A 22074-nucleotide genomic window follows, 5' to 3' on the forward strand; every position below is an offset into this window, starting at 1 on the left:
CGGTTCACTGTGCCTGATGGGCGACACTGAGAGGACGCCGGTTAGCCGTGGCCGGATGATGCGCCTAGCATCAGCCTGACCGAAACCCAGCACCCCGAGGACCCCACGTGCGATTTCGTCTGACCCCCAGGGAGACGAGCTTCTACGACATGTTCGCCGCTTCCGCGGACAACATCGTCACGGGCTCGAAGCTCCTGATGGAACTGCTCGGAGCGGAGCCTTCCGCCCGGGCCGAGATCGCGGAGCGGATGCGGGCAGCGGAGCACGCCGGCGACGACGCGACCCACGCGATCTTCCACCAGCTGAACTCCTCCTTCATCACGCCGTTCGACCGCGAGGACATCTACAACCTCGCCTCCTCCCTCGACGACATCATGGACTTCATGGAGGAGGCCGTCGACCTGGTCGTCCTCTACAACGTCGAAGAGCTCCCCAAGGGTGTCGAGCAGCAGATCGAGGTCCTGGCCCGGGCGGCCGAGCTGACCGCCGAGGCCATGCCGAACCTGCGGACGATGGCCAACCTCACCGAGTACTGGATCGAGGTCAACCGGCTCGAGAACCAGGCCGACCAGATCCACCGCAAGCTGCTCGCCCAGCTCTTCAACGGCAAGTACGACGCCATCGAGGTGCTCAAGCTCAAGCAGATCGTCGACGTCCTCGAAGAGGCCGCCGACGCCTTCGAGCACGTGGCCAACACGGTGGAGACCATCGCGGTCAAGGAGTCCTGAGCTTCGTGGACACCTTCGCTCTGATCGTGACCATCGGTGTCGCGCTCGGCTTCACGTATACGAACGGCTTCCACGACTCCGCCAACGCCATCGCCACCTCGGTGTCGACCCGGGCGCTGACCCCCCGGGCGGCGCTGGCGATGGCGGCCGTCATGAACCTCGCCGGCGCCTTCATGGGCAGCGGGGTCGCCAAGACGGTCAGTGAGGGGCTGATCGAGACGCCGGTCGGCGACAAGGGGATGGGCATCCTCTTCGCCGCGCTCGTCGGCGCGATCATCTGGAACCTGATCACCTGGTACTTCGGTCTGCCGTCGTCCTCCTCGCACGCCCTGTTCGGCGGCATGGTGGGTGCGGCGCTGGCCGGTGGCACCGAGGTGCTCTGGGGCGGCGTCCTCGACAAGGTCGTCATCCCGATGTTCATCTCCCCGGTGGTCGGTCTGCTGGCCGGTTACCTGGTGATGTGCGCGATCATGTGGATGTTCCGCAAGGCCAACCCGCACAAGGCCAAGCGCGGCTTCCGCATCGCGCAGACGGTGTCGGCGGCCGGCATGGCGCTCGGTCACGGTCTGCAGGACGCGCAGAAGACCATGGGCATCGTGGTGATGGCCCTGGTCATCGCCGATGTGCAGCAGGCGGGCGACGACATCCCGGTCTGGGTGAAGATCGCGTGCGCCGTGATGCTCTCGCTCGGTACGTACGCGGGCGGCTGGCGCATCATGCGGACGCTCGGCCGGAAGATCATCGAGCTGGACCCGCCGCAGGGCTTCGCGGCGGAGACCACGGGTGCGTCGATCATGTTCGGCTCGGCGTTCCTGTTCCACGCGCCGATCTCGACGACCCATGTCATCACCTCCGCGATCATGGGTGTGGGGGCGACGAAGCGGGTCAACGCGGTGCGCTGGGGTGTCGCCAAGAACATCATCCTGGGCTGGTTCATCACGATGCCAGCGGCGGCGCTGGTCGCCGCCACGAGCTTCTACGTGGTGCAGCTGTTCTTCGGCTGACCTGTTCAGGCCCGGCCCTCAGGGTGGACGGGACTGAAGGGGCGCCGCCCTCGTGGCGTTGTGCCCACCCGTTCCGCCCCTGCGGAACGTATGCCCACAACGTGGTCCAACAAAATGGTCGGGCCCGGCTCCCCTCAGGGGAGCCGGGCCCTTCGTCGTACGGTGGCACCGCCATGCAGCACCGTAGACGAGCTCCTATCCGAAGCGGCCCGAGATGTAGTCCTCGGTCGCCTGGACGCTCGGGTTGGAGAAGATGCGCTCGGTGTCGTCCAGCTCGATCAGCTTGCCGGGCTGGCCCACGGCCGCCAGGTTGAAGAAGGCGGTGCGGTCCGAGACGCGGGCGGCCTGCTGCATGTTGTGCGTCACGATGACGATCGTGAAGCGCTCCTTCAGCTCGCCGATCAGGTCCTCGATGGCGAGCGTCGAGATCGGGTCGAGGGCCGAGCACGGCTCGTCCATGAGGAGGACGTCCGGTTCGACGGCGATGGCGCGGGCGATGCAGAGGCGCTGCTGCTGGCCGCCGGAGAGGCCGGAGCCCGGCTTGTTGAGGCGGTCCTTGACCTCGTTCCACAGGTTGGCGCCCTTGAGGGACTTCTCGACGATGTCGGCCAGCTGGGACTTCTTGTAGCTGCCGTTGAGGCGCAGGCCCGCCGCCACGTTGTCGAAGATCGACATGGTGGGGAAGGGGTTGGGGCGCTGGAAGACCATGCCGACCGTGCGGCGCACGGCGACCGGGTCGACGTTCGTGCCGTACAGGTTCTCGTCGTCCAGCATCACCTTGCCCTCGACGCGGCCGCCGGGGGTGACCTCGTGCATCCGGTTCAGGGTGCGCAGGAAGGTGGACTTGCCGCAGCCGGACGGGCCGATGAAGGCCGTCACGGAGCGGGGCTCGACGGTCATGGAGATGTCGTCGATCGCCTTGTGGGCGCCGTAGTAGGCGGAGAGGCCGCTGACGTCGATGCGCTTGGCCATGTGAATCACTTCCAATTGCCGCTGGTCAGCGGGCGGTCTTCGGGGCCTTCCAGCGGGCGATGCCGCGGGCCACCAGGTTGAGGATCATGACGAAGGCGATCAGGACGAGCGCCGCGCCCCAGGCACGGGCCATCGCGGCGTCGGTGCCGACCGCGAACTGCTCGTACACGTAGAGCGGCAGGGAGGACTGCGCGCCTTCGAAGGGGTTCGGGTTGATGAGCTTCGTACCGAACACGAGGAGCAGGACCGGGGCCGTCTCGCCGGTGATGCGGGCGACCGCCAGCATGACGCCGGTGGTGATGCCGCCGATCGCGGTGGGCAGGACCACCTTCAGGATGGTGCGCCACTTGGGGATGCCGAGGGCGAGGGAGGCCTCGCGGAGCTCGTTGGGGACGAGCTTGAGCATCTCCTCGGTGGAGCGGACCACGACCGGCATCATCAGGATGGACAGGGCCATCGCGCCGGCGAAACCGGAGGGCCCGAAGCCCAGCATCAGGTTCCAAGTGGCGAGGATGAAGAGGCCGGCGACGATCGACGGGATGCCCGTCATGACGTCGACGAAGAAGGTGACGGCCTGGGCGAGCTTCCCGCCGCCGTACTCGACGAGGTAGACCGCGGTGAGCAGGCCGATCGGCGCGGCGATCAGGGTCGCGATGCCGACCTGTTCGATGGTGCCGAGCAGTGCGTGGTAGACGCCGCCGCCGGCCTCGGCGTCGAGGACGCCGTTCATCGAGTGGCTCAGGAAGTAGCCGTCGAGGACGCCCATGCCCTTGCTGATCGTGACCCAGGCGAGGGAGAGCAGCGGGACGACGGCGAGGACGAAGCAGACCCAGACGAGGCTGGTGGCGACGCGGTCCTTGGCCTGGCGGCTGCCCTCGACCTTGGTGGTCAGGACGTACGTGGTGACGACGAAGAGCAGTGCGGCGATGAGGCCCCACTGGACCTTGCTGTGCCAGCCGGCGGCGAGGCCGATGCCGATGCCCGCGGCGATGGAGAAGGCGGCGACGGCGGCCGGCGTCCAGCGCGGGAGGCGGGCGTGGGAGAGGGATCCGCGGCGCGGTGCGACCGCGACCGGACGTTCCTGAATGGCGTGGCTCATGCCGCTGCCCCCGAGTACTCCTTGCGGCGGCCGATGATCCAGCGGGCGGCGCCGTTGACCAGCAGGGTGATGGCGAAGAGGACGAGACCGGAGGCGATCAGCGCGTCCCGGCCGTACTCGTTGGCCTCGTTGAACTTGGCGGCGATGTTCTGCGCGAAGGTGCCGCCGCCCGGGTCGAGCAGGTGGCCCGAGATGAGGAAGCTGGGGGAGAGGACCACGGCGACGGCCATGGTCTCGCCGAGTGCGCGGCCGAGGCCGAGCATGGAGGCGGAGATGATGCCGGAGCGGCCGAAGGGCAGCACCGACATGCGGATGACCTCCCAGCGCGTGGCGCCGAGGGCGAGGGCTGCCTCTTCGTGCATCTTCGGGACCTGGAGGAAGACCTCACGGGTCACGTTGGTGATGATCGGCAGGATCATGATCGCCAGCAGGATGCCGACGGTGAAGAGCGAGCGGGCGGGGCCCTCGTTGGCCTTGTCGAAGACGTACGTCCAGCCCAGGTACTGGTCGAGCCACTGGTTCAGGCCGTCCAGGTACGGGACGAGGAAGATCGCGCCCCAGAGGCCGTAGATGATGCTGGGCACGGCGGCGAGCAGGTCGACGACGTACGCGAGCGGCTTGGCCAGCTTGCGCGGGGCGTAGTGCGAGATGAAGAGCGCGATCCCGATGGCGACGGGGACGGCGATGAGCATCGCGATGATCGACGAGACGACCGTGCCGAAGGCGAGGACGGCGATGCCGAAGACCGGCGGGCTGCCCGCCGGGTTCCACTCGAAGGTGGTGAAGAAGTTCGTGCTGTCCTTCGAGATCGCGAGGATCGCACGGTAGGCGAGGAAGCCGGCGATCGCGGCCATGATCACGAGGAGGGTGATGCCGGAGCCTCGGGACAGGCCGCTGAAGATGCGGTCCCCGGGGCGCGAGGCGCCCTTGGCGCGCCGGTCCCTCTGTATGTCTGGTGTGGTGGTAGCCATCTGCTTCTCCGGTCTGCGGGGCCCCTACGGGTGTACGGGCTCCTGGCGGCGGTGCACCGGATGCCGGGCCGGCCCCCCTGGGGAGGGCCGGGCCCGGCCGGGGGTCAGGACAGGGTGGGGACGATCGCGCGGACCTTGGCGGCGATCTCGGCCGGGAGCGGGGCGTAGCCGGCGTCGGCGAGGACCTTCTGGCCCTCCTCGCTCACGGTGTAGTTGAGGAACGCCTTCAGGGTCGGCAGGGTCTCCGCCTTGTTGCCCTTGTCGCAGGCGATCTCGTAGGTGACGAGGACGATCGGGTAGGCGCCCTCGGCCTTCGTCGCGTAGTCGAGGGAGAGGGCGACGTCGTTGCCGGTGCCCTTGACCTTGGCCGCGGCGATGGCCTTGGAGGCGTTCTCCGAGGTGGCGGCGACCGGGGCGGAGGCGCCGGTCGCGATGCTGACGGTGGAGATCTTGTTGGAGGTGGCGTACGAGAGCTCGAAGTAGCCGATGGAGCCCTCGGCGTCCTTGACGGCGGTGGCGACGCCGGAGGAGCCGTTCGCGGCCTGGCCGCCCTGGGCGGGCCACGACTTCGCCTTCGGGTCGTGCTTCCAGTCTGCCGCGGCGGCGGTGGAGAGGTACTTGCCGAGGTTCTGGGTGGTGCCCGACTCGTCGGAGCGGTGGAAGGCCTGGATCGTGCTGTCGGGGAGCTTGGCGCCCGGGTTCAGCTTGGCGATCGCGGGGTCGTTCCACTTGGTGATCTTGTTGTCGAAGATCTTGGCGATGGTGGAGGCGTCCAGGACCAGGTTGTCCACGCCGTCCAGCTTGTAGCCGATGGCGATGGGGCCGCCGACCATCGGGAGGTTGACGCCCTTGCCGCCCTTGCAGATCTTCTGCGACTCGGCGACCTCTTCCTCCTTCAGGGCGGAGTCGGAGCCCGCGAAGGCGACCTGGCCCTGGTTGAACTTGGTGATGCCGCCGCCGGAGCCGATGCCCTGGTAGTTGATCTCGACACCCTCGCAGGCGGCCTGGAAGTTCTTGACCCACAGGTCCATCGCGTTCTTCTGCGCGCTGGAGCCGGCGGCGAGGAGCTGGCCCTTGGCTCCGGCACAGTCGATGTTCGACGCGGCGGCGGAGGACTTGGTGCCGTCCTGCTTGGCCGGCGTCTCCGTGTTGTTGTCCGAGCCACACGCCGAGAGGACGAGCGCACCGGAGACGACGAGGGCACCGATCGCGGAGGCGCGAAGCCCGTTCTTGCGCGAAAGCTTCACTTTCGGGTGTTCCTTCCAGAAGCCGCCTTGTCGCGGACCGTGTGTCCTGAACGTTCTACGGCGGCGTGTGTCGGTGGGCGGTGCGTCGCTGTGTTCTGTGCACCGTGTACGTCCGAAATTAGGCAGAACAGGTGAAGCGGTCGACCGAAGAGGGTGAACGGGAAGTGAACCGTGCCGTAAGCCCGGGTGTGGGTGGCTCGGTGACCCGGGAACGGAGGTGGCTCAGTGGCGGGTCGCGACCGCCGCGTCCAGGAGCTCTCGGTCCCTCGGCTGGGTGAGGCGGGCTCTGGCCGCGGTGGGCGGCAGCCAGAGCAGGGCGTCGACCTCTCTGGACGGCGTGAAGGTGCCGTCCAGGGCGCGCGCGGCCCAGTACGCGACCTCCTTGGGGCGCCCGTCCACCGTGTAGCGGACCGTGGGCAGGCGGGGGCCGAGCTCGCAGTGGCGGCCCGTCTCCTCGCGGACCTCCCGCCGCGCGCAGGCCTCCGCCGTCTCGCCGCGCTTCCGCTTGCCCTTCGGGTGCGACCAGTCGTCCCACTTCGGCCGGTGGACGAGGGCGATCTCGATGCCGTGGCCGGAAAGCGCCGGGCGCCACAGGACGCAGCCCGCCGCGAGGATCGGGCCCCGGTCGTCGCTCACGGGACCGGGGCCGTCGATCTGCGCCAGGCGCGCTGGAAGGCGAAGCGGGCCGCCTCGACCTCGTGGCGCTGGTCGGCGTGGAGGACGCCCAGGGCGTACGCGGTCGCCGGGGCGATGCGTGGGGTGCGGGCGGCGGTGGCGGCGGCCGTGGCGGCCTCGGCGGCGTCGCGGTGCCGGTCGAGGGCGCGGGCGGCCTGGTAGAGGACGGAGTCGGGTTCGCCGCCGGTGTGCAGGGCCTCGCAGGCGTACCGGTGCAGGCGCAGCAGGAGCCGTGTCTGGTGCCAGGGCGCGTCCTGGCCCTCTCCGGCGGCGAGCGCGAGGGCGTCCGCGTTGTAGGGGTGGGCCGCGCGCGTCAGGGGCAGGGCGGCCACCGCGTCCAGGAGGCGCCGCTCGGCGACCTCGGCGGGGCCGTCGAGGACCTCGACGGCGGGGGCCGCGCCGACGGGGCCGAGGGGCACCTCGGAGGCGAGGAGGGCGACGGCGTCGGCGACGGCGTGGAAGCGGGACGAGCCGAGCGCCTGGAGGGACGCCGAGTGGGCGCGCGTACGGGCCAGGGTCAGCTGGCGTTCGAGGAGGGCGCCGGCCCGGGCGGCTCCGACGGCGAGTCCGGCCGCCTCGCTGCCCCGGGCGGCGGGTACGGGCCCGCCGCCGTGCCCCGTACCGCTTGACAGGCGGGACAGTGCGTCCACCAGGCGGACGAGCCGGGAGGTGCAGGCGTGTTCGAGGGCCAGGGTGCCGGAGAGCCAGGCGAGCTCCGTGCGCAGCTGGTCCGCCCAGGCCGTGTCGAGCAGCGGCCGGAAGGTGTGGAGGGTGCCACTGATCCGGCGGGCGGCGCCGCGCAGGGTGCGGGCCGCCTCCTCCGATCCGGCCGTGTCCGAGCCGCTCTCGGCGTGGAGCCGGAGGCCGCGGAGGAAGTCCGCGGCCCGGGCGTGCAGGTAGGGGGCCAGGACCTCGCCCGCGGTGACGTCCTGTGAAAGGTCAGGGTTGTGCACGCCGGCGCCTCCGCGCGTCGATGAGCATCTCCTGGACGTGCCGAAGGGGCCGTCCGTCGGGGTCGGTCGCGTGGCGCGTCCAGTTCCCGTCGGGGCCGAGGTGCCAGGAGGAGGTGGTGTCGGACATCCCGGTCTCCAGGAGCCGGGTGAGAGCCGCCCGGTGGGCCGGGTCGGAGACCCGTACGAGGGCCTCGATCCGGCGGTCCAGGTTGCGGTGCATCATGTCGGCGCTGCCGAACCAGACCTCGGGTTCGCCGCCGTTGCCGAAGGCGAAGACCCGGGAGTGCTCCAGGAAGCGGCCGAGGATCGAGCGGACCCGGATGTTCTCCGAGAGGCCGGTGACCCCGGGGCGTACGGCGCAGATGCCGCGGACCCAGATGTCGACGGGGACGCCGGCCCGTGAGGCCTGGTAGCAGGCGTCGATGATCGCCTCGTCGACCAGCGAGTTGACCTTGATCCGTACGTACGCGGGCCGTCCGGCGCGGTGGTGGGCGATCTCCTTGGTGATCCGGGAGACCAGGCCGTCCCGCAGCGACTTCGGGGCGGTGAGCAGCCGCCGGTAGGTCTCGCGGCGGGAGTAGCCGGAGAGCCGGTTGAAGAGGTCGGAGAGGTCGGCGCCGACCTGCGGGTCGGCGGTGAGCAGGCCGAGGTCCTCGTACAGGCGGGCCGTCTTCGGGTGGTAGTTGCCGGTGCCGACGTGCGAGTACCGGCGGAGGAGCTCGCCCTCCTGCCGTACGACCAGCGACAGCTTGCAGTGGGTCTTCAGGCCGACGAGGCCGTACACGACGTGGCAGCCGGCCTCCTCCAGCTTCCGCGCCCACTTGATGTTGGCCTGCTCGTCGAAGCGGGCCTTGATCTCGACGAGGACGAGGACCTGCTTGCCGGACTCGGCGGCGTCGATGAGGGCGTCCACTATCGGGGAGTCGCCCGAGGTCCGGTACAGCGTCTGCTTGATCGCGAGGACGTCCGGGTCGGCGGCCGCCTGTTCCAGGAAGGCCTGTACGGACGTCGAGAAGCTGTCGTACGGGTGGTGGAGGAGGACGTCCCGCTCGCGCAGCGCCGCGAAGACGTCCGGCGCGGACGCCGACTCGACCTCGGCGAGGTCCCGGTGGGTGCCCGCGATGAACTTGGGGAACTTCAGCTCGGGCCGGTCCTGCCCGGCGATCCCGAAGAGCCCGGTCAGGTCGAGGGGGCCCGGCAGCGGGTAGACCTCGGCGTCGGAGACCTTCAGCTCGCGTACGAGCAGGTCGAGGACGTACGGGTCGATGGACTCCTCGACCTCCAGGCGCACCGGCGGTCCGAAGCGGCGCCGCATGAGCTCCTTCTCCAGGGCCTGGAGCAGGTTCTCCGCGTCGTCCTCCTCGACCTCCAGGTCCTCGTTCCTCGTCACCCGGAACATGTGGTGCGCGAGCACCTCCATGCCGGGGAACAGCTCCTCCAGGTGTGCCGCGATCACGTCCTCCAGGGGGACGTACCGCTGCGGGGAGGCCTCGAGGAAGCGGGTGAGCAGCGGCGGCACCTTCACGCGCGCGAAGTGGCGGTGGCCGCTCACCGGGTTGCGTACGACCACGGCGAGGTTGAGGCTCAGGCCGGAGATGTACGGGAAGGGGTGCGCCGGGTCCACGGCCAGCGGGGTGAGGACCGGGAAGATCTGCTGCCGGAACAGGGTGAAGAGCCGCGCCTGCTCCTTCTCCGTGAGCTCGGGCCAGCGGATGAGGTGGATGCCCTCGTCGGCCAGGGCGGGGGCCACGTCCTGCTGGAAGCAGGCGGCGTGCCGGGCCATGAGCTCGCGCGACCGCGTCCAGATCAGTTCGAGGACCTCGCGGGGCTGGAGCCCGGACGCGGAGCGGGTGGCGACGCCGGTCGCGATGCGGCGCTTGAGGCCGGCGACCCGGACCATGAAGAACTCGTCGAGGTTCGAGGCGAAGATCGCGAGGAAGTTCGCTCGTTCGAGGAGGGGGGTCGACGGGTCCTCGGCGAGTTCGAGGACGCGTTCGTTGAACGCGAGCCAGCTGCGCTCCCGGTCGAGGAAACGCCCCTGCGGCAGCTCGTCGCCGAGTGCGCCGTCGTCCTCGTACGTGTCGGGGTCTGTGTCCAGCTCGGGGTCGAGCTCGGTCACGACGGTGCCGTTCACCACGTGCGCGCGGTGCGCGGCTATGGAGCCGACGGACGGCTGGGCGGACGACGGGGCGCCGGGCGTCGCGGACGGCGTGGCGGAGGACTGGACGGGGACCTCGGCGGGCTGCTGGCTCATGGCCCCATTCTTCCGCGCGAAGGGGTGTCCGGGCGCGTCGGAGCGGGCCGTGGGGGAGGGAAGTCTCCCCTTGGGGAGAGCGGACACGGAGCGCTTCATTGCGTGAGCGTCGCAAGCGCGTCTGAATGGCCGGTAACGGGGACGTGTCGTGGGGGAATCGGGGGCGGGGCCCTTGGTCAGGGCGGCGCCCCTGATTCCCCCTTACGGGTGACGGGCTTTCCCCGGGTACCGGGCGTCCTACGGGTGACGGGCGCGCAGCACGCGGAAGGCGGCGTAGGCCGCGACGGCGGCGAGGGCGAGGAGGATGCCGGTCTCGATGAGCTGGGTGGGCCAGAAATGGGACTGGGGGTGGTAGTCGAGGTAGTGGGTGGTGACGCCGTGCCGGGCCTGGCACGCTGCCTCCACCTTGCCCCACAGGCCTTCGGTGACGTCCGTGCCGGGGGTGTTCGCCGCCTCCTCCCAGCAGATGTACTCGTCGAAGCGGGCGCCGGAGGAGGTGATCATCCCCGATTCCATGATCAGGCCGCTCTCCGGGGCCCAGAGCGTGCCCCCTGCCTTGGCGGTGACCGTCTTCACCGGGAGGATCGACCAGCGGTACGCGCCCAGGACGAGGACGATCACGCCCATGACCAGGCCTGTGGCCGACATCGCGACGAGTGTGCGGCGGATCAGCTGGCCGAGGAGGGCGCCGACGGCGACGGCGGCGAGGAGGTACGCGAAGAGGACGATGCCGGTCGCCTCGTACGGGCCCCGCTCGGACCAGTTCAGTGACCAGCTGCCTCCGACCCGGCCCCAGCCGATCCGGAAGACCGCCATGAGGGCGAGCGCGGTCACGAGGGCGGTGGCGGTCGCGGTGACGAGCTTGGCGCGGAGCCAGGCGGCCGGGCTCACCGACTGGGTGAGGGACAGCTTGTACGTCCCCGACTCGAACTCGCGGGCGATCAGCGGGCCGGCGACGAAGGCGCCGACGAGGAGCGGCAGGAGGACCATCCCGAGGGAGAGTTCCTCGATCGCGAAGCGGAGCATGCCATGGGCGCGGTTCGCGTCGGACACGACCCGGTACCCGTCCTGCACGTACACGTCCGGTGTCTGCAGGTCCCAGATCCGCAGCCCCCCGATCACCGTGAGCGCCGCGAGCACCAGCGCCCCCGTCAGCCACAGCGTCCGGCGGTACTGGCGGACCGTCACCCAGTAGGGGCCCTTCAGGGCGAGGGTGAGGGTGCTCATGCCGGGGCTCCTTCGGTGGCGGGGGCGGTGGTGCGGAGGTGGGCGAGGAGGAGGTCCTCCAGGGAGGGTTCCGACGTCTGCCACGGGCCTTCGACCGGTCCCTCGTGGCGTATCAGCGCCGTGAGCTGGCGGCCCGTCGTCCGTGACTCGACGACCGTGTGCGGGGCGAGGTCGGCCACGGGTCCGGTGAGGAGGGTGTGGGCGGCGAGGAGTTCGTCGACGGGGCCGGCGAGCCGGACCTTGCCGCCGTGGAGCAGCAGGAGGTGGTCGCAGGCGCCCTCCAGCTCGGTGAGGATGTGCGAGGACATGACGACGGTGGTGCCGTGTTCGGCGGCGTCGGCCATGAGCAGGCCCATCAGCTGGTGCCGGGCGAGCGGGTCGAGGTCGGCCATCGGCTCGTCGAGGAGCAGCAGTTCGGGCCGCTTCCCGAGGGCGAGCGCGAGGGCGACGCGGGTGCGCTGACCGCCGGAGAGGTGGTGCACGAGGGTGTCGGAGGAGAAGCCTCCGCCCTCGACGACCCGCTCGGCGACGGCCGCGTTCCAGCGTCCCGGGTTGAGCTCGCGGCCCATGCGCAGGGTGTCGGCGACGCTGAGCCGGGGGTGGAGCGGCTTGTCCTGGGCGACGTACGCGAGGTGTTCGCGGGCGGGTGCCTGGATGGTGCCCTCGGTGGGGCGCAGGAGCCCGGCGGCGAGGGCGAGGAGGGTGGACTTGCCGGCGCCGTTGGGGCCGACGAGGGCGCAGATCCGGCCGGTGGGGAGGGTGAGGTCGCACTCCCGGAGGGCCCAGCCGCGGCCTCTTCGTCCGCCGTACCGTTTGCCGAGCAGGTCGGCCTCCAGCGCGATGCCGTCCTTGGTCATGCGTCGTCCCCCTCGAAGTGTTCCTTCAGTACGGATGTGAAGAGGGCGGCCACGTCCTCGCGGTCGAGGCCCGCGGCGCGTGCCCGGCGGGCCCAGTCGGTGAGTTCGCCGCGCAGCGGCGAGTCGGCGGGGCCGGTGCCGAGGGTGGCGCGGACGAAGGTGCCGAGGCCGCGGCGGGCCTCGACGAGGCCTTCGCGTTCGAGCTCGCGGTAGGCCTTGAGGACCGTGTTGGGGTTGATGGCCGTCGCTTCGACGACCTCCCGTGCGGTGGGCAGCCGGTCGCCGGGCTCCAGGAGGCCCATCCGGAGGGCCTGTTTCGTCTGCTGGACGATCTGGAGGTAGGTGGCGACGCCGCTGCGCCGGTCGATGCGGTATTCGAGCACGATCCCTTTCACCACCCTTTCACTAATCAAGTAGTGAAAGGGTGGTGCAAAGAAGGGGGCGGTGTCAACCGCCCCCTACGGAGACAGACTTACGACTCCGTGCGGTACATCAGGTCCACCTCGTGCGTCGTGAAGCCCAGGCCCTCGTAGACCCGCACCGCCGCGGTGTTGTCCGCGTCCACGTAGAGCATCGCCGTCGGCAGCCCCTGCGCCGCCAGGTGCCGCAGGCCGATCGCCGTGAGCGCCTTGCCGAGGCCGCCGCCCTGGGCGTCGGGCAGGATGCCGACGACGTACACCTCGCCGAGCTGCTCCTCCGCGTGGGTCTTCGTCCAGTGGTAGCCGATCAGCCGGCCGTCCTTCTCGGCGAGGAAGAAGCCCTTCGGGTCGAACCAGGGCTCGGCCATCCGGTCGTCCAGGTCCCGCTGGGTGAGCGAGCCCTGCTCCGGGTGGTGGGCGAAGGCGGCGGCGTTGGCGGCGAGCCAGGCCGCGTCGTCCTGGCCCGGGGCGAACGTACGGACCGTGACGCCTTCGGGGAGGACCGGCTCCGGGATGTCCAGCGGCACCAGGGACCGCCGGAGCTGGCGCAGCTCGCGGAAGAGCGTCAGGCCGAGGACCTGCGCGAGGTGCCGGGCCGCCGCCTTGCCGCCGTGCGCCCAGACCCGCAGCCGCTTGCCGGAGGCGGCGAGCAGGGCGGTGCCGAGCGCCCGGCCGTGGCCGCGGCCCCGGTGGGCGGGGTGGACGACCAGCTCGGCGGCCGGGGCCTCGATCGGGTCGGTCTCCTCCAGCTGGGCGTATCCGTAGAGGTGCGGGCCGACGGTGAGGAGAAAGTGGCGCACGCCCTCGCGCCTGCCGTGCCGCAGGTAGAGCCGTCCCTGCTCGGAGACGGCGTGCAGGCCGTCCGCGTGGTCGGCGGCCTCGAGCAGGTCCAGTACGTCCTGGATCTGCTCGGGGGTGAGCTCGTCGTAGGTGTGGATCTGCCGTCCGGGTTCGAGGGCCGGTGCCGCGTCGGAAGTCATGGACACGAGCCTACGGCGACACTTCGTCAGCCAGAGGCAACTGTCTTGTAACCGACCACCCCCTGTTGCGCTACGCGCGTTGACTCTAGGCTGCCAGCGCAACGGGGGAGTAGATCAAGGCCGCGAATCGGGGCAAGGGGACGAGTGGGAGAGATGGCAGCGACACCGAGGAAGAACAAGACCGGGCGGCGAATTCTGGCCGCCGGGGCGGGGCTTGCGACCGTCGGGGCGCTCGTCGCCGCGATACCGTCGTCGGCCGGTGCCGCCGGGGACCAGTTCGCCGCGGGGCAGGGGAACGGCAAGGGATGGGGCCGGATGGTCGACGTCCAGCTGCTGTCGTTCAACGACCTGCACGGCAACCTGGAGCCGCCGACCGGCTCGGCGGGCCGGCTCACCCACCTCAAGGAGGACGGCTCGACCGAGACCATCAACGGCGTCGGCGGCGTCGAGTACCTCGCCACGCACCTGCGGCAGGCCCGCGAGGGCAAGCGGTTCTCCGTCACCGCCGCCGCGGGCGACATGATCGGTGCCTCGCCGCTGGTCTCCGGGCTCTTCCACGACGAGCCGACCATCGAGGCGCTGAACAAGCTGAAGCTCGACGTGAGCTCGGTCGGCAACCACGAGTTCGACGAGGGCGCGCGCGAGCTGGCCCGTATCCAGAACGGCGGCTGTCACCCGGTCGAGGGCTGCTTCGAGGAGGGCAGGACCTTCGAGGGGGCGGACTTCCCCTACCTCGCGGCCAACGTGACGGACGAGAAGAGCGGCAAGCCGCTGCTCGACCCGTACTTCGTCTGGGAGAAGGACGGCGTCAAGATCGGCTTCATCGGCGTCACCCTCGAAGGCACGGCGGACATCGTGTCCGCCGAGGGCGTCAAGGGCCTGAAGTTCGGCGACGAGGTCGAGACGATCAACAAGTACACCAAGGTCCTTGAGCGCAAGGGTGTGAAGTCGATCGTCGCCCTGCTCCACGAGGGCGGCGCGCCGGCCTCGGGCGCGTACAACTACGACTGCGACAGCCCGGGCCCCGGCGACGGCATCTCCGGCCCGATCGTCGACATCGCCAAGAACGTCAGCCCGCAGGTCGACGCCCTGGTCACCGGCCACACCCACCAGGCGTACGCGTGCACCATCGCGGACCCGGCGGGCAAGCCGCGCACGGTCACCTCCGCGGCCTCCTTCGGCAGGCTCTACACCGACACGACGCTCACCTATGACCGTCGTACGAAGGACATCGTCCGCACCGCCGTCGCCTCCGCGAACCACGTCGTCACCCGTACCGTGGACCCGGCCGACGACATGAGCGAGCTGATCAAGCGCTGGAAGACCCTCTCGGCGCCGATCGCCGGCCGCCCCGTCGGCCACATCTCCGCCGACATCGACAACTCGGACAAGGTGTACGAGAAGCCGCTGGGCAACCTCATCGCGGACGCGCAGCTGGAGGGCATGGCCCCGGCCGACAAGGGCGGCGCGCAGCTCGCCCTGATGAACCCGGGCGGCGTCCGCATGCCGCTGGTCCACAAGCCGTCCGGCACCGAGGGCGAGGGGGTCGTGACCTACGAGGAGGCGTACAACGTCCAGCCGTTCGCCAACATGATGACGGCGGTCGACCTGACCGGCGCCCAGCTGATCACCACGCTCCAGCAGCAGGTCAGCGGCGCCAACCTGGGGGCCCCGAAGATCCTCCAGGTGTCGAAGGGCTTCACGTACACCCTGGACATGACGAAGACCGGCGCCGACCGGATCGTGGTCGGCTCGGTGCGGCTCAACGGCGAGGCGATCGACCCGGCGAAGACCTACCGGGTCGCGATGAACGAGTTCCTGTCCGGTGGCGGCGACGGCTTCACCGTCCTGAAGGAGCACAAGAACAAGCTGGTCGGCGCGGTCGACCTGGACGTGTTCACCGCCTACCTGGGAGCCCACTCCTCGGCGGCGTCTCCGCTGCCGGTGCCGGCGACGGACCGCATCACCGTGGTGTACCCCCCGAAGCCGTAACCAGGCTCCGGGGCGCGGCCCCGAACCTCCGGGACCCCGTCGGCCGTCACGGCCGGCGGGGTCCCGTGCGTCCAGGGAGGTCAACTCGTCGTCAACGTCCCGTTGTTCAGGCGTTTCATCCGGAACGGCCCGCCGGAGGGACGTGGATCGTATGCTTCTCGGGATCTTGTCGGAACACGATCAACTTTCATGATCTCTGGGGGGCAAGGCTGTGAAACGTCCTGTCAGACGCTCCGTCACCGTCGTCCTGGCGCTGCTCCTGGCATCCGCGGGCCTATCGGCGCCCGCGCAGGCCGGTTCGACCACGGGTGACCGCGTCCTCTACTGGAACCAAGCGCTGATCGACGCCTACGTCACCGCGGGCGGCTCACCGGGGCCCCTGGCGCGGGCCGGCGCCATGATGCACCTGGCCATGTACGACGCCGCCAACGCCAGCCGCTGCCACAGCACCGGCGCCTTCAAGCCGGAGAACTGCCTCGGGGCGCTCCACACCTCCGGCATCAGCGTGAAGGCCGGCGTCGCTCCCGATGTGGAGGCGGCGTTGGACCACGCCGCCCACAACGTCCTCAAGTCCGCCTTCCCGGCTCTCGACTTCACCCCCTACCTCACGGCCGCCCGCGCGGGCGAGCCGGTCGACGCCACCACCGCGGAGGGTAGGAGCGTCGGCGAGAAGGCCGCCGCGGCGATGATCGCCCGTCGTACCGGCGACGGATCCGGGGACACCACGACGTACACCCCGAGCACCGCGCCCGGCCAGTGGCGGCCGACGGGCTCCGGTGCCGCGGCGGATCCGAACTGGGGCAAGGTCAAGAAGTTCGTCGACTACGGCGACTACCCGTGGACCCAGTTCAAGACCACGGCGGCCGACCTGCGCCCGCAGCAGCCCGGCGGGTTCGCGACGATGACCGACCTGCTCAAGAGCCCCGCCTACGCGGCCCAGTTCAAGGAGGTCGCGGAGCTCGGTGCGGCCGACAGCACGACGCGGACCGCCGACCAGACCCAGATCGCCTGGTTCTGGGCCAACGACCTGAACGGCACCTACAAGCCGCCGGGTCAGCTCTTCGAGCACACCCGGATCGTCTCCGCGCAGCACGGGCTCGACCAGCTGGCCAACGTCCAGCTCTTCGCCCTGGTCGCGGGCTCGATGGCGGACGCGGGGATCTCGGCCTGGGACGCGAAGTACCAGACCCCCATCGATCTGTGGCGGCCCGAGAGCGCCGTCCGCCTTGCCGATTCGGACGGCAACCCGGACACCGCGCAGAACAGTTCCTGGCAGCCGCTCTCGGCCGACGAGGCCGGGAACCACTTCAGCCCGCCCTTCCCCGCCTACGTCTCCGGGCACGCCACCTTCGCCGGAGCATGGGCCGAGTCGATGAAGCAGTTCTTCGGCACGGACAACGTCTCCTTCACCGGCACCACCGACGATCCGCACGCGGTCGGGGTCTCCCGCACCTTCCCCACCTTCAGCGCGGCGGCCACCGAGAACGCCCGGAGCCGGGTCTACCTCGGTGTGCACTACCAGTGGGACGGCGACCTCGGCGTGGCGACGGGCCGGAAGGCAGCCGGTCAGATCATCAACAACTCGTACGGCCCGACGAGTTACAACGACAAGACGCCCGTGTACAGCAGCCCCCGCCTCACCACCGTGGGCAAGGGATGGCTGATCAAGCCCATGGGTGCCACGACCGTCGGCAACCTGTACGACGGCCCCCACACGTCCTGGTACTGGTGTGACGACTACGGGGCGGAGAACACCTACGGCCAGCTGATCTGGAACTCCTACGGCTGTGTGAACGGCTACGACGGCCGCACGCACCTCTACTACGTCCCGCGCTAGTACCGGAAAGGACGGTCTTCCCGTGATCAGGAAGCATCTCCGACGCATCGGCGCGACCGCCGGTGTGATCGCCGCGCTCGTCTCCGTCTCGGTCGTCGCCAGCGCGAACGCGAAGGAATCGCAGGCCGACCCCAGCGTGCCGGGGACTCTCCGGGTCTTCGCCGGGCCGTACGAGCAGGCGCAGTTCTGCGAGGGCGGTCCGACCCCGGTGATCTCCGGCGCGAGCGGCGGCGCGCTCGCCGCCTCGGCGACCGAGTTCGGCAAGGACGCGGGCAAGAACAGGCGTTACCACTCCCTGCGGGCGACCTTCGAGGTCGCCGAGCCGGGCGGGGCCGCGCTCATCACCAGGACCGAGCGGATCTGGCCGAACGGCATGGTCTTCAACCTCGCGCTCGGCGCGGGCGAGCTGAAGCCGGGTGAGTACCGGTTCCGCCTGCGCGCGAAGGGCGGCGGCCAGGACTCGGCGTGGACACCCTGGTGCGCGTTCACCGTCACTCGGTGACCCGCGTCACGCGCGCGTGAATCGCGTCTGAACGGCCAAGAGGGCCGGTTCCCCGTCGGGAGCCGGCCCTCGGCCGGTTCGGTGGCCGGTGCCGGCGCGCCCGTACCCCTGGTGTGTTTGTCGTGACCCTGTCATCATCCTGCCCATGGAGCGACGACGCTTTCTCGTGGGGGCCCTCGCCGCCGGGGCCGGAGTGATGCTCGGGGCGGCGCCCGCCTCGGCCGTGGACGTACGGGCCTGGATGGCGGCGCACGGCGACGGGACCGCCCTGCGGCAGCTCACCATCCCCGGCACGCACGACTCCGGAGCGCGGTTCGGCGGTCCCTGGGCCGAGTGCCAGAACACCACCATCGCCCAGCAGCTGGACAGCGGCATCCGCTTCCTGGACATCCGGTGCCGGGTGACCGGCGGGTCCTTCGCCATCCACCACGGCGCGTCCTACCAGAACATGATGTTCGGGGACGTCCTCGTCGCCTGCCGCGACTTCCTCGCCGCACACCCCTCCGAGACCGTCCTCATGCGGGTCAGGCAGGAGTACTCCGAGGAGTCCGACGCCACCTTCCGCGCGGTCTTCGACGACTACCTCGACGGACGCGGCTGGCGCTCCCTGTTCCGCATCGGGGACGGAGTGCCGCTCCTCGGCGAGGCCCGCGGCCGGGTCGTGCTGCTCGCCGACAACGGCGGACTGCCCGGCCTCCGCTGGGCCGACGGTTCGTTCTTCTCCGTCCAGGACGACTGGAACGCGCTGCCCGACGCCAAGTACCCCAAGATCGAAGCCCACTTCCGCGCTGCCGCCGACCAGCCCGGCCGGCTCCACGTCAACTTCGTCAGCACCTCCGCCTACCTGCCGCCCCGCTGGAACTCCGACCGCCTGAACCCGCGCGTCCACGGCTTCCTCGACGGATCCTGGGCGGCCGGGAAGACCGGGCTCGGCATCGTCCCCATGGACTTCCCGAACACCCGCTCAGGCCTCGTCGAAGCCCTGCTCCGGCACAACTGAGCCGGTCGGCGGCGGTGTCGGCGCCCCCGGCAGCCGGACCGTCGCCACCGTGCCGCCGCCCTCGGCGGGGGCGAGGGACACCGTGCCGCCGGCCTGCTGGACCGTACGGGCCACGATCGAAAGGCCCAGGCCGGAGCCCGGGAGGCTGCGGGCCGACGGGGAGCGCCAGAAGCGGTCGAAGACGTGCGGGAGCTCGTCCGGGGCGATGCCCGGGCCCTGGTCGCGGACGGTCAGCTCGCCCCGCATCAGGGTCACCTCGACCGTGCCGCGCGGCGGCGAGAACTTCACCGCGTTGTCCAGGACGTTGACGAGGGCGCGCTCGACCGCCGCCGGCTCCGCCCGTACGTACCAGGGCGCCAGGTCCGTGACGAACGCCAGCTCGGGGCCGCGCAGCCGGGCCCGGTCCAGGGCCGTCCGCAGGATCGTGTGGAGCGGGACCACTTCGAGGGGGCCGGGCTGCGCCGCGTCCGGGCGGGCCAGCTCCTGGAGGTCGCCGATCAGCGCCGCCAGCTCCGTCATCTGCGCCTTCACCGAGGCCATCAGGGCCCGCCGGTCGTCCGGCGGGATCGCCCGGCCCGTCTCCTCGCTGCGCGCGAGCAGTTCGACGTTCGTACGGAGCGAGGTGAGGGGAGTCCTGAGCTCGTGGCCCGCGTCCGCGATCAGCTGTGCCTGCCGGTCGCGGGAGGTCGCGAGCGCCGCCGTCATCGCGTTGAAGGAGCGCGACAGACGGGCGATCTCGTCCTCGCCCTCCACCGGGATGCGCACGGTCAGGTCCTCGGTCGCGGCCACGTGCTCGACCGCCCCGGTCAGCCGGTTCACCGGTTCGAGGCCGGTCCGCGCCACCCACAGGCCGGCCGCGCCCGCGCCGACGACCCCGATCCCGGAGACCAGGAGCAGCACCCAGCGCAGCGTCGACATCGAGTTGTCGATCTCGGTGAACGGCCGGGCGACCGAGACGGCGAGGGCAGGGCCGAGCGGGCCCTCCTGCGGATAGGTGAAGACCCGCATCTCACGCCCGGTGTCGTCCTTCACCGTGTGCAGGACGTACTCCAGCTGCCCACGGGCCACCGCGAGATCACCCTCGCCGGCCGGGATCGCGGCCTTCCCGGAGGTGCACACGCTGCCGTTGGCGAGGATCACCTGGACCGTGTACGAGCCCGCCACCGGCGGGGGCGTGGTGCCCTGCCGGCACATCGTGAGCAGGCTCTGCACCCCGTTCGCGTCCAGCCGTGTGCTGCGCAGCGAGGAGTCCATCTCGGTCTCCAGCTGCGCCCGCGTCACGAACCAGCAGGCGAGCGACACCGCGGCCACGGCCACCGCGACGGCGACCGCCGTGAGCAGCGCGAGCCGGGAGCGGAGCGGCCGGGAGCGGAACCACGCCAGGGGACTCCTCACTCGCCGCCTCCTCCGCGGAGCGCGTACCCCACGCCCCGCACCGTGTGCACGAGGCGCGGCTCGCCGCCCGCCTCCGTCTTGCGCCGCAGATACATCACGTACACGTCGAGCGAGTTCGAACTCGGCTCGAAGTCGAAGCCCCACACGGCCTTCAGGATCTGCTCCCGGGTGAGCACCTGCCGCGGGTGCGCCAGGAACATCTCCAGGAGCGTGAACTCGGTCCGCGTCAGCTCGACGGTCCGCCCGCCCCGGGTCACCTCCCGGGTCGCCAGGTCCATCCGCAGGTCCTCGAAGGCCAGCACGTCGGTGTCGGCGGCGGTGGCTGCCGTGGCCGAGGCGTACGAGCTGCGCCGGAGCAGGGCCCTGATCCGGGCGAACAGCTCGTCCAGCTCGAAGGGCTTCACCAGGTAGTCGTCCGCGCCCGCGTCGAGCCCGGTGACCCGGTCGCCGACGGTGTCCCGGGCGGTGAGCATCAGGATCGGGACGGTGGAGCCGGAGGCCCGGATCCGGCGGGCCGCGGTCAGCCCGTCCATGCGGGGCATCTGGACGTCGAGGACGACGAGATCGGGGGCGTACGACTCCATCCGGGTGAGCGCGTCGAGGCCGTCGACGGCGTCCTGCGTCCCGTACCCCTCGAAGGCGAGGCTGCGGCGCAGGGCCTCCCGGACGGCGGGCTCGTCGTCGACGATGAGGATGCGTTCGGCTTCGTTTCGCTGTCCCGTCATGGCCTCAGCGTCGCACGACGCCCCTGTGCCGGTCAGGTGTCACCGCCCGCGCGGAGGCTGTCCAGGTCGGCCTTCAGGGTGTCGACCGGGATGGCGAATCCGAGGCCGACGCTTCCCGCCGTGGAGCCGTTCGAAGAACTGGGCGAATACATGGCCGAATTGATGCCGATGATCTCGCCGTTCATATTGATCAGCGCGCCGCCGGAATTCCCCGGATTGAGCGAGGCGTCGGTCTGGATGGCCTTGTACGTGGTCTTCGACGAGCCGGTGTCGCCGTTGAACTGCTGCCCGCCGAACTCGAACGGCCAGCCCTGCCGGGGGTCGTACCGCTGCTCCTGCTGCTGCTGACCCTCGTCGTCCTTGGCGACGGTCACGTCCCGGTCGAGCGCGGAGACGATGCCGCTGGTGACGGTCCCGGTGAGGCCCTCGGGGGAGCCGATCGCCACGACCTGGTCGCCGACCCGCACCTTCGAGGAGTCGCCGAGGGTGGCCGTCTTGAGCCCGGAGGCGCCCTTCAGCTTGATGAGCGCCAGGTCCTTGTCGGGGTCCGTGCCGACGACCTCGGCCCGATGGCTCTTGCCGTCGCTGAGCCGGACGGTGATCTCGGAGGCGCCGGAGATCACGTGGTTGTTGGTGACGATCTCACCGTCGGAGGTGATGATCACGCCCGAGCCGGTCGACCTGCCCGCGTTCGAGGCCGCGGAGATCTCGACGATGGAGGGGGAGACGGCCTCGGCGACACCGGCGACGGTACCCGTGCCGCCCGTGGAGACGTTGGTGCCGCTCACGACCGAGGAGGCGGCGACGGGGGCGTCGGCGGCGAACTGCTGGACGAGCGTCGCCGCGCCACCGCCGACCGCGGCGGCCGCGATGGCCACGGCCGCCATGAGACCGACTCCGCGCTTGGCGCGGCGACGGGAGCCGGGGGCTCCGCCGGGAGCGGGAGCGGCGGCGAAGGCGACGGGCGGGGCCGGCGGGCCCGTCGGCGGGGGCACGTGCCCGCCGGACGGCCAGACCGTCGTGCCCGGTCCGGTGACGATCGGCTGCGTCGGGTCGTACGGGTGCGACCGCGTCGGGTCGTACGGCGGCCTCGGCGGGTACGAGGGCTGCTGGGGCTGCTGCTCCGGGAAGTCCGTCATGGCTACGACTCTCGGAGCCGTACATGAGAGGCGCCTGAGGAGCGGCTGAGAAGCCCGACAGAACCCCGTATGCCCGATATGAAGGCCGCCGGGCGGTT

General features: G+C 70.7%; 20 protein-coding genes. 6 read left to right on the forward strand and 14 right to left on the reverse strand.

The genetic code is table 11. The features are described 5' to 3' along the window. Positions 1 to 107: 107 nt before the first annotated feature. Positions 108 to 728, forward strand: coding sequence for a DUF47 domain-containing protein (locus ACZ4VK_RS34945; protein ID WP_327163361.1), 621 nt, complete (start codon positions 108 to 110; stop codon positions 726 to 728). A 5-nt stretch (positions 729 to 733) separates the two neighbouring features. Then, positions 734 to 1732, forward strand: coding sequence for an inorganic phosphate transporter (locus ACZ4VK_RS34950; RefSeq protein WP_468361438.1), 999 nt, complete (start codon positions 734 to 736; stop codon positions 1730 to 1732). Positions 1733 to 1927: 195 nt separating this feature from the next. On the opposite strand, the gene pstB is transcribed toward ACZ4VK_RS34950, so the two are convergent. The 11 genes from pstB to mshD form a co-directional block, all read right to left on the reverse strand. Further along, positions 1928 to 2704 carry a phosphate ABC transporter ATP-binding protein PstB gene (pstB, locus tag ACZ4VK_RS34955; RefSeq protein WP_389684591.1) on the reverse strand — a complete coding sequence of 259 codons (777 nt, stop codon included), beginning with the start codon at positions 2702 to 2704 and terminating at the stop codon, positions 1928 to 1930. A gap of 25 nt (positions 2705 to 2729) precedes the next feature. After that, the gene (pstA, locus tag ACZ4VK_RS34960; RefSeq protein ID WP_468361441.1) at positions 2730 to 3803 is read right to left on the reverse strand and encodes a phosphate ABC transporter permease PstA; all 1074 of its coding nucleotides are present in this window, start codon (positions 3801 to 3803) and stop codon (positions 2730 to 2732) included. After that, positions 3800 to 4774, reverse strand: coding sequence for a phosphate ABC transporter permease subunit PstC (pstC, locus tag ACZ4VK_RS34965; protein ID WP_468361444.1), 975 nt, complete (start codon positions 4772 to 4774; stop codon positions 3800 to 3802). The genes pstA and pstC overlap by 4 nt, the downstream gene beginning before the upstream one ends. Before the next feature lie 104 nt (positions 4775 to 4878). Continuing rightward, positions 4879 to 6021: a phosphate ABC transporter substrate-binding protein PstS gene (pstS, locus tag ACZ4VK_RS34970; RefSeq protein WP_468361447.1), complete on the reverse strand. Its 1143-nt coding sequence runs from the start codon at positions 6019 to 6021 to the stop codon at positions 4879 to 4881. Positions 6022 to 6243: 222 nt separating this feature from the next. Further along, on the reverse strand, positions 6244 to 6657 hold the full coding sequence (locus ACZ4VK_RS34975; protein WP_468361450.1) for an NUDIX hydrolase: 414 nt from the start codon (positions 6655 to 6657) through the stop codon (positions 6244 to 6246). After that, positions 6654 to 7649 carry a CHAD domain-containing protein gene (locus ACZ4VK_RS34980; RefSeq protein WP_468361453.1) on the reverse strand — a complete coding sequence of 332 codons (996 nt, stop codon included), beginning with the start codon at positions 7647 to 7649 and terminating at the stop codon, positions 6654 to 6656. The genes ACZ4VK_RS34975 and ACZ4VK_RS34980 overlap by 4 nt, the downstream gene beginning before the upstream one ends. Then, positions 7636 to 9903 carry an RNA degradosome polyphosphate kinase gene (locus ACZ4VK_RS34985; protein ID WP_468361456.1) on the reverse strand — a complete coding sequence of 756 codons (2268 nt, stop codon included), beginning with the start codon at positions 9901 to 9903 and terminating at the stop codon, positions 7636 to 7638. The genes ACZ4VK_RS34980 and ACZ4VK_RS34985 overlap by 14 nt, the downstream gene beginning before the upstream one ends. Positions 9904 to 10140: 237 nt before the next feature. Then, the gene (locus ACZ4VK_RS34990) at positions 10141 to 11130 is read right to left on the reverse strand and encodes an ABC transporter permease (protein WP_468361459.1); all 990 of its coding nucleotides are present in this window, start codon (positions 11128 to 11130) and stop codon (positions 10141 to 10143) included. Then, complete coding sequence (locus ACZ4VK_RS34995) at positions 11127 to 11987, reverse strand: ABC transporter ATP-binding protein (RefSeq protein ID WP_468361462.1); 861 nt, start codon at positions 11985 to 11987, stop codon at positions 11127 to 11129. The genes ACZ4VK_RS34990 and ACZ4VK_RS34995 overlap by 4 nt, the downstream gene beginning before the upstream one ends. Then, entirely contained in the window at positions 11984 to 12370 is a 387-nt protein-coding gene (locus ACZ4VK_RS35000; RefSeq protein WP_351218657.1) for a GntR family transcriptional regulator, read from the reverse strand. The genes ACZ4VK_RS34995 and ACZ4VK_RS35000 overlap by 4 nt, the downstream gene beginning before the upstream one ends. Before the next feature lie 89 nt (positions 12371 to 12459). Further along, entirely contained in the window at positions 12460 to 13386 is a 927-nt protein-coding gene (mshD, locus tag ACZ4VK_RS35005; protein WP_468361465.1) for a mycothiol synthase, read from the reverse strand. Positions 13387 to 13539: 153 nt separating this feature from the next. On the opposite strand from mshD, the gene ACZ4VK_RS35010 reads away from it, so the two are divergent. The 4 genes from ACZ4VK_RS35010 to ACZ4VK_RS35025 all read left to right on the forward strand — a co-directional run bounded on the left by ACZ4VK_RS35010 (position 13540) and on the right by ACZ4VK_RS35025 (position 18717). After that, the gene (locus ACZ4VK_RS35010) at positions 13540 to 15378 is read left to right on the forward strand and encodes a bifunctional metallophosphatase/5'-nucleotidase (protein WP_468361468.1); all 1839 of its coding nucleotides are present in this window, start codon (positions 13540 to 13542) and stop codon (positions 15376 to 15378) included. 211 nt (positions 15379 to 15589) lie between these two features. Beyond that, a complete protein-coding gene (locus ACZ4VK_RS35015; RefSeq protein WP_468361471.1) occupies positions 15590 to 17215 on the forward strand; it encodes a vanadium-dependent haloperoxidase in 1626 nt (541 codons plus the stop codon). A 22-nt stretch (positions 17216 to 17237) separates the two neighbouring features. Next, a complete protein-coding gene (locus ACZ4VK_RS35020; protein WP_468361474.1) occupies positions 17238 to 17717 on the forward strand; it encodes a hypothetical protein in 480 nt (159 codons plus the stop codon). Between the two features lie 145 nt (positions 17718 to 17862). Continuing rightward, positions 17863 to 18717 carry a phosphatidylinositol-specific phospholipase C gene (locus tag ACZ4VK_RS35025; protein ID WP_468361477.1) on the forward strand — a complete coding sequence of 285 codons (855 nt, stop codon included), beginning with the start codon at positions 17863 to 17865 and terminating at the stop codon, positions 18715 to 18717. Here the strand turns inward: ACZ4VK_RS35025 and ACZ4VK_RS35030 are convergent. The 3 genes from ACZ4VK_RS35030 to ACZ4VK_RS35040 are packed head-to-tail and all read right to left on the reverse strand — an operon-like array spanning position 18682 to position 21976. Then, positions 18682 to 20112: a sensor histidine kinase gene (locus tag ACZ4VK_RS35030; RefSeq protein ID WP_468361480.1), complete on the reverse strand. Its 1431-nt coding sequence runs from the start codon at positions 20110 to 20112 to the stop codon at positions 18682 to 18684. The genes ACZ4VK_RS35025 and ACZ4VK_RS35030 overlap by 36 nt on opposite strands. Beyond that, positions 20109 to 20837, reverse strand: coding sequence for a response regulator transcription factor (locus ACZ4VK_RS35035; protein WP_468361482.1), 729 nt, complete (start codon positions 20835 to 20837; stop codon positions 20109 to 20111). Before ACZ4VK_RS35035 ends, ACZ4VK_RS35030 begins: the two co-directional genes overlap by 4 nt. 32 nt (positions 20838 to 20869) lie before the next feature. Beyond that, positions 20870 to 21976, reverse strand: a complete 1107-nt coding sequence (locus ACZ4VK_RS35040; protein WP_468361485.1) for a S1C family serine protease — start codon at positions 21974 to 21976, stop codon at positions 20870 to 20872. Positions 21977 to 22074 lie beyond the last annotated feature (98 nt).

Source organism: Streptomyces sp. NPDC028711 (assembly GCF_055565415.1).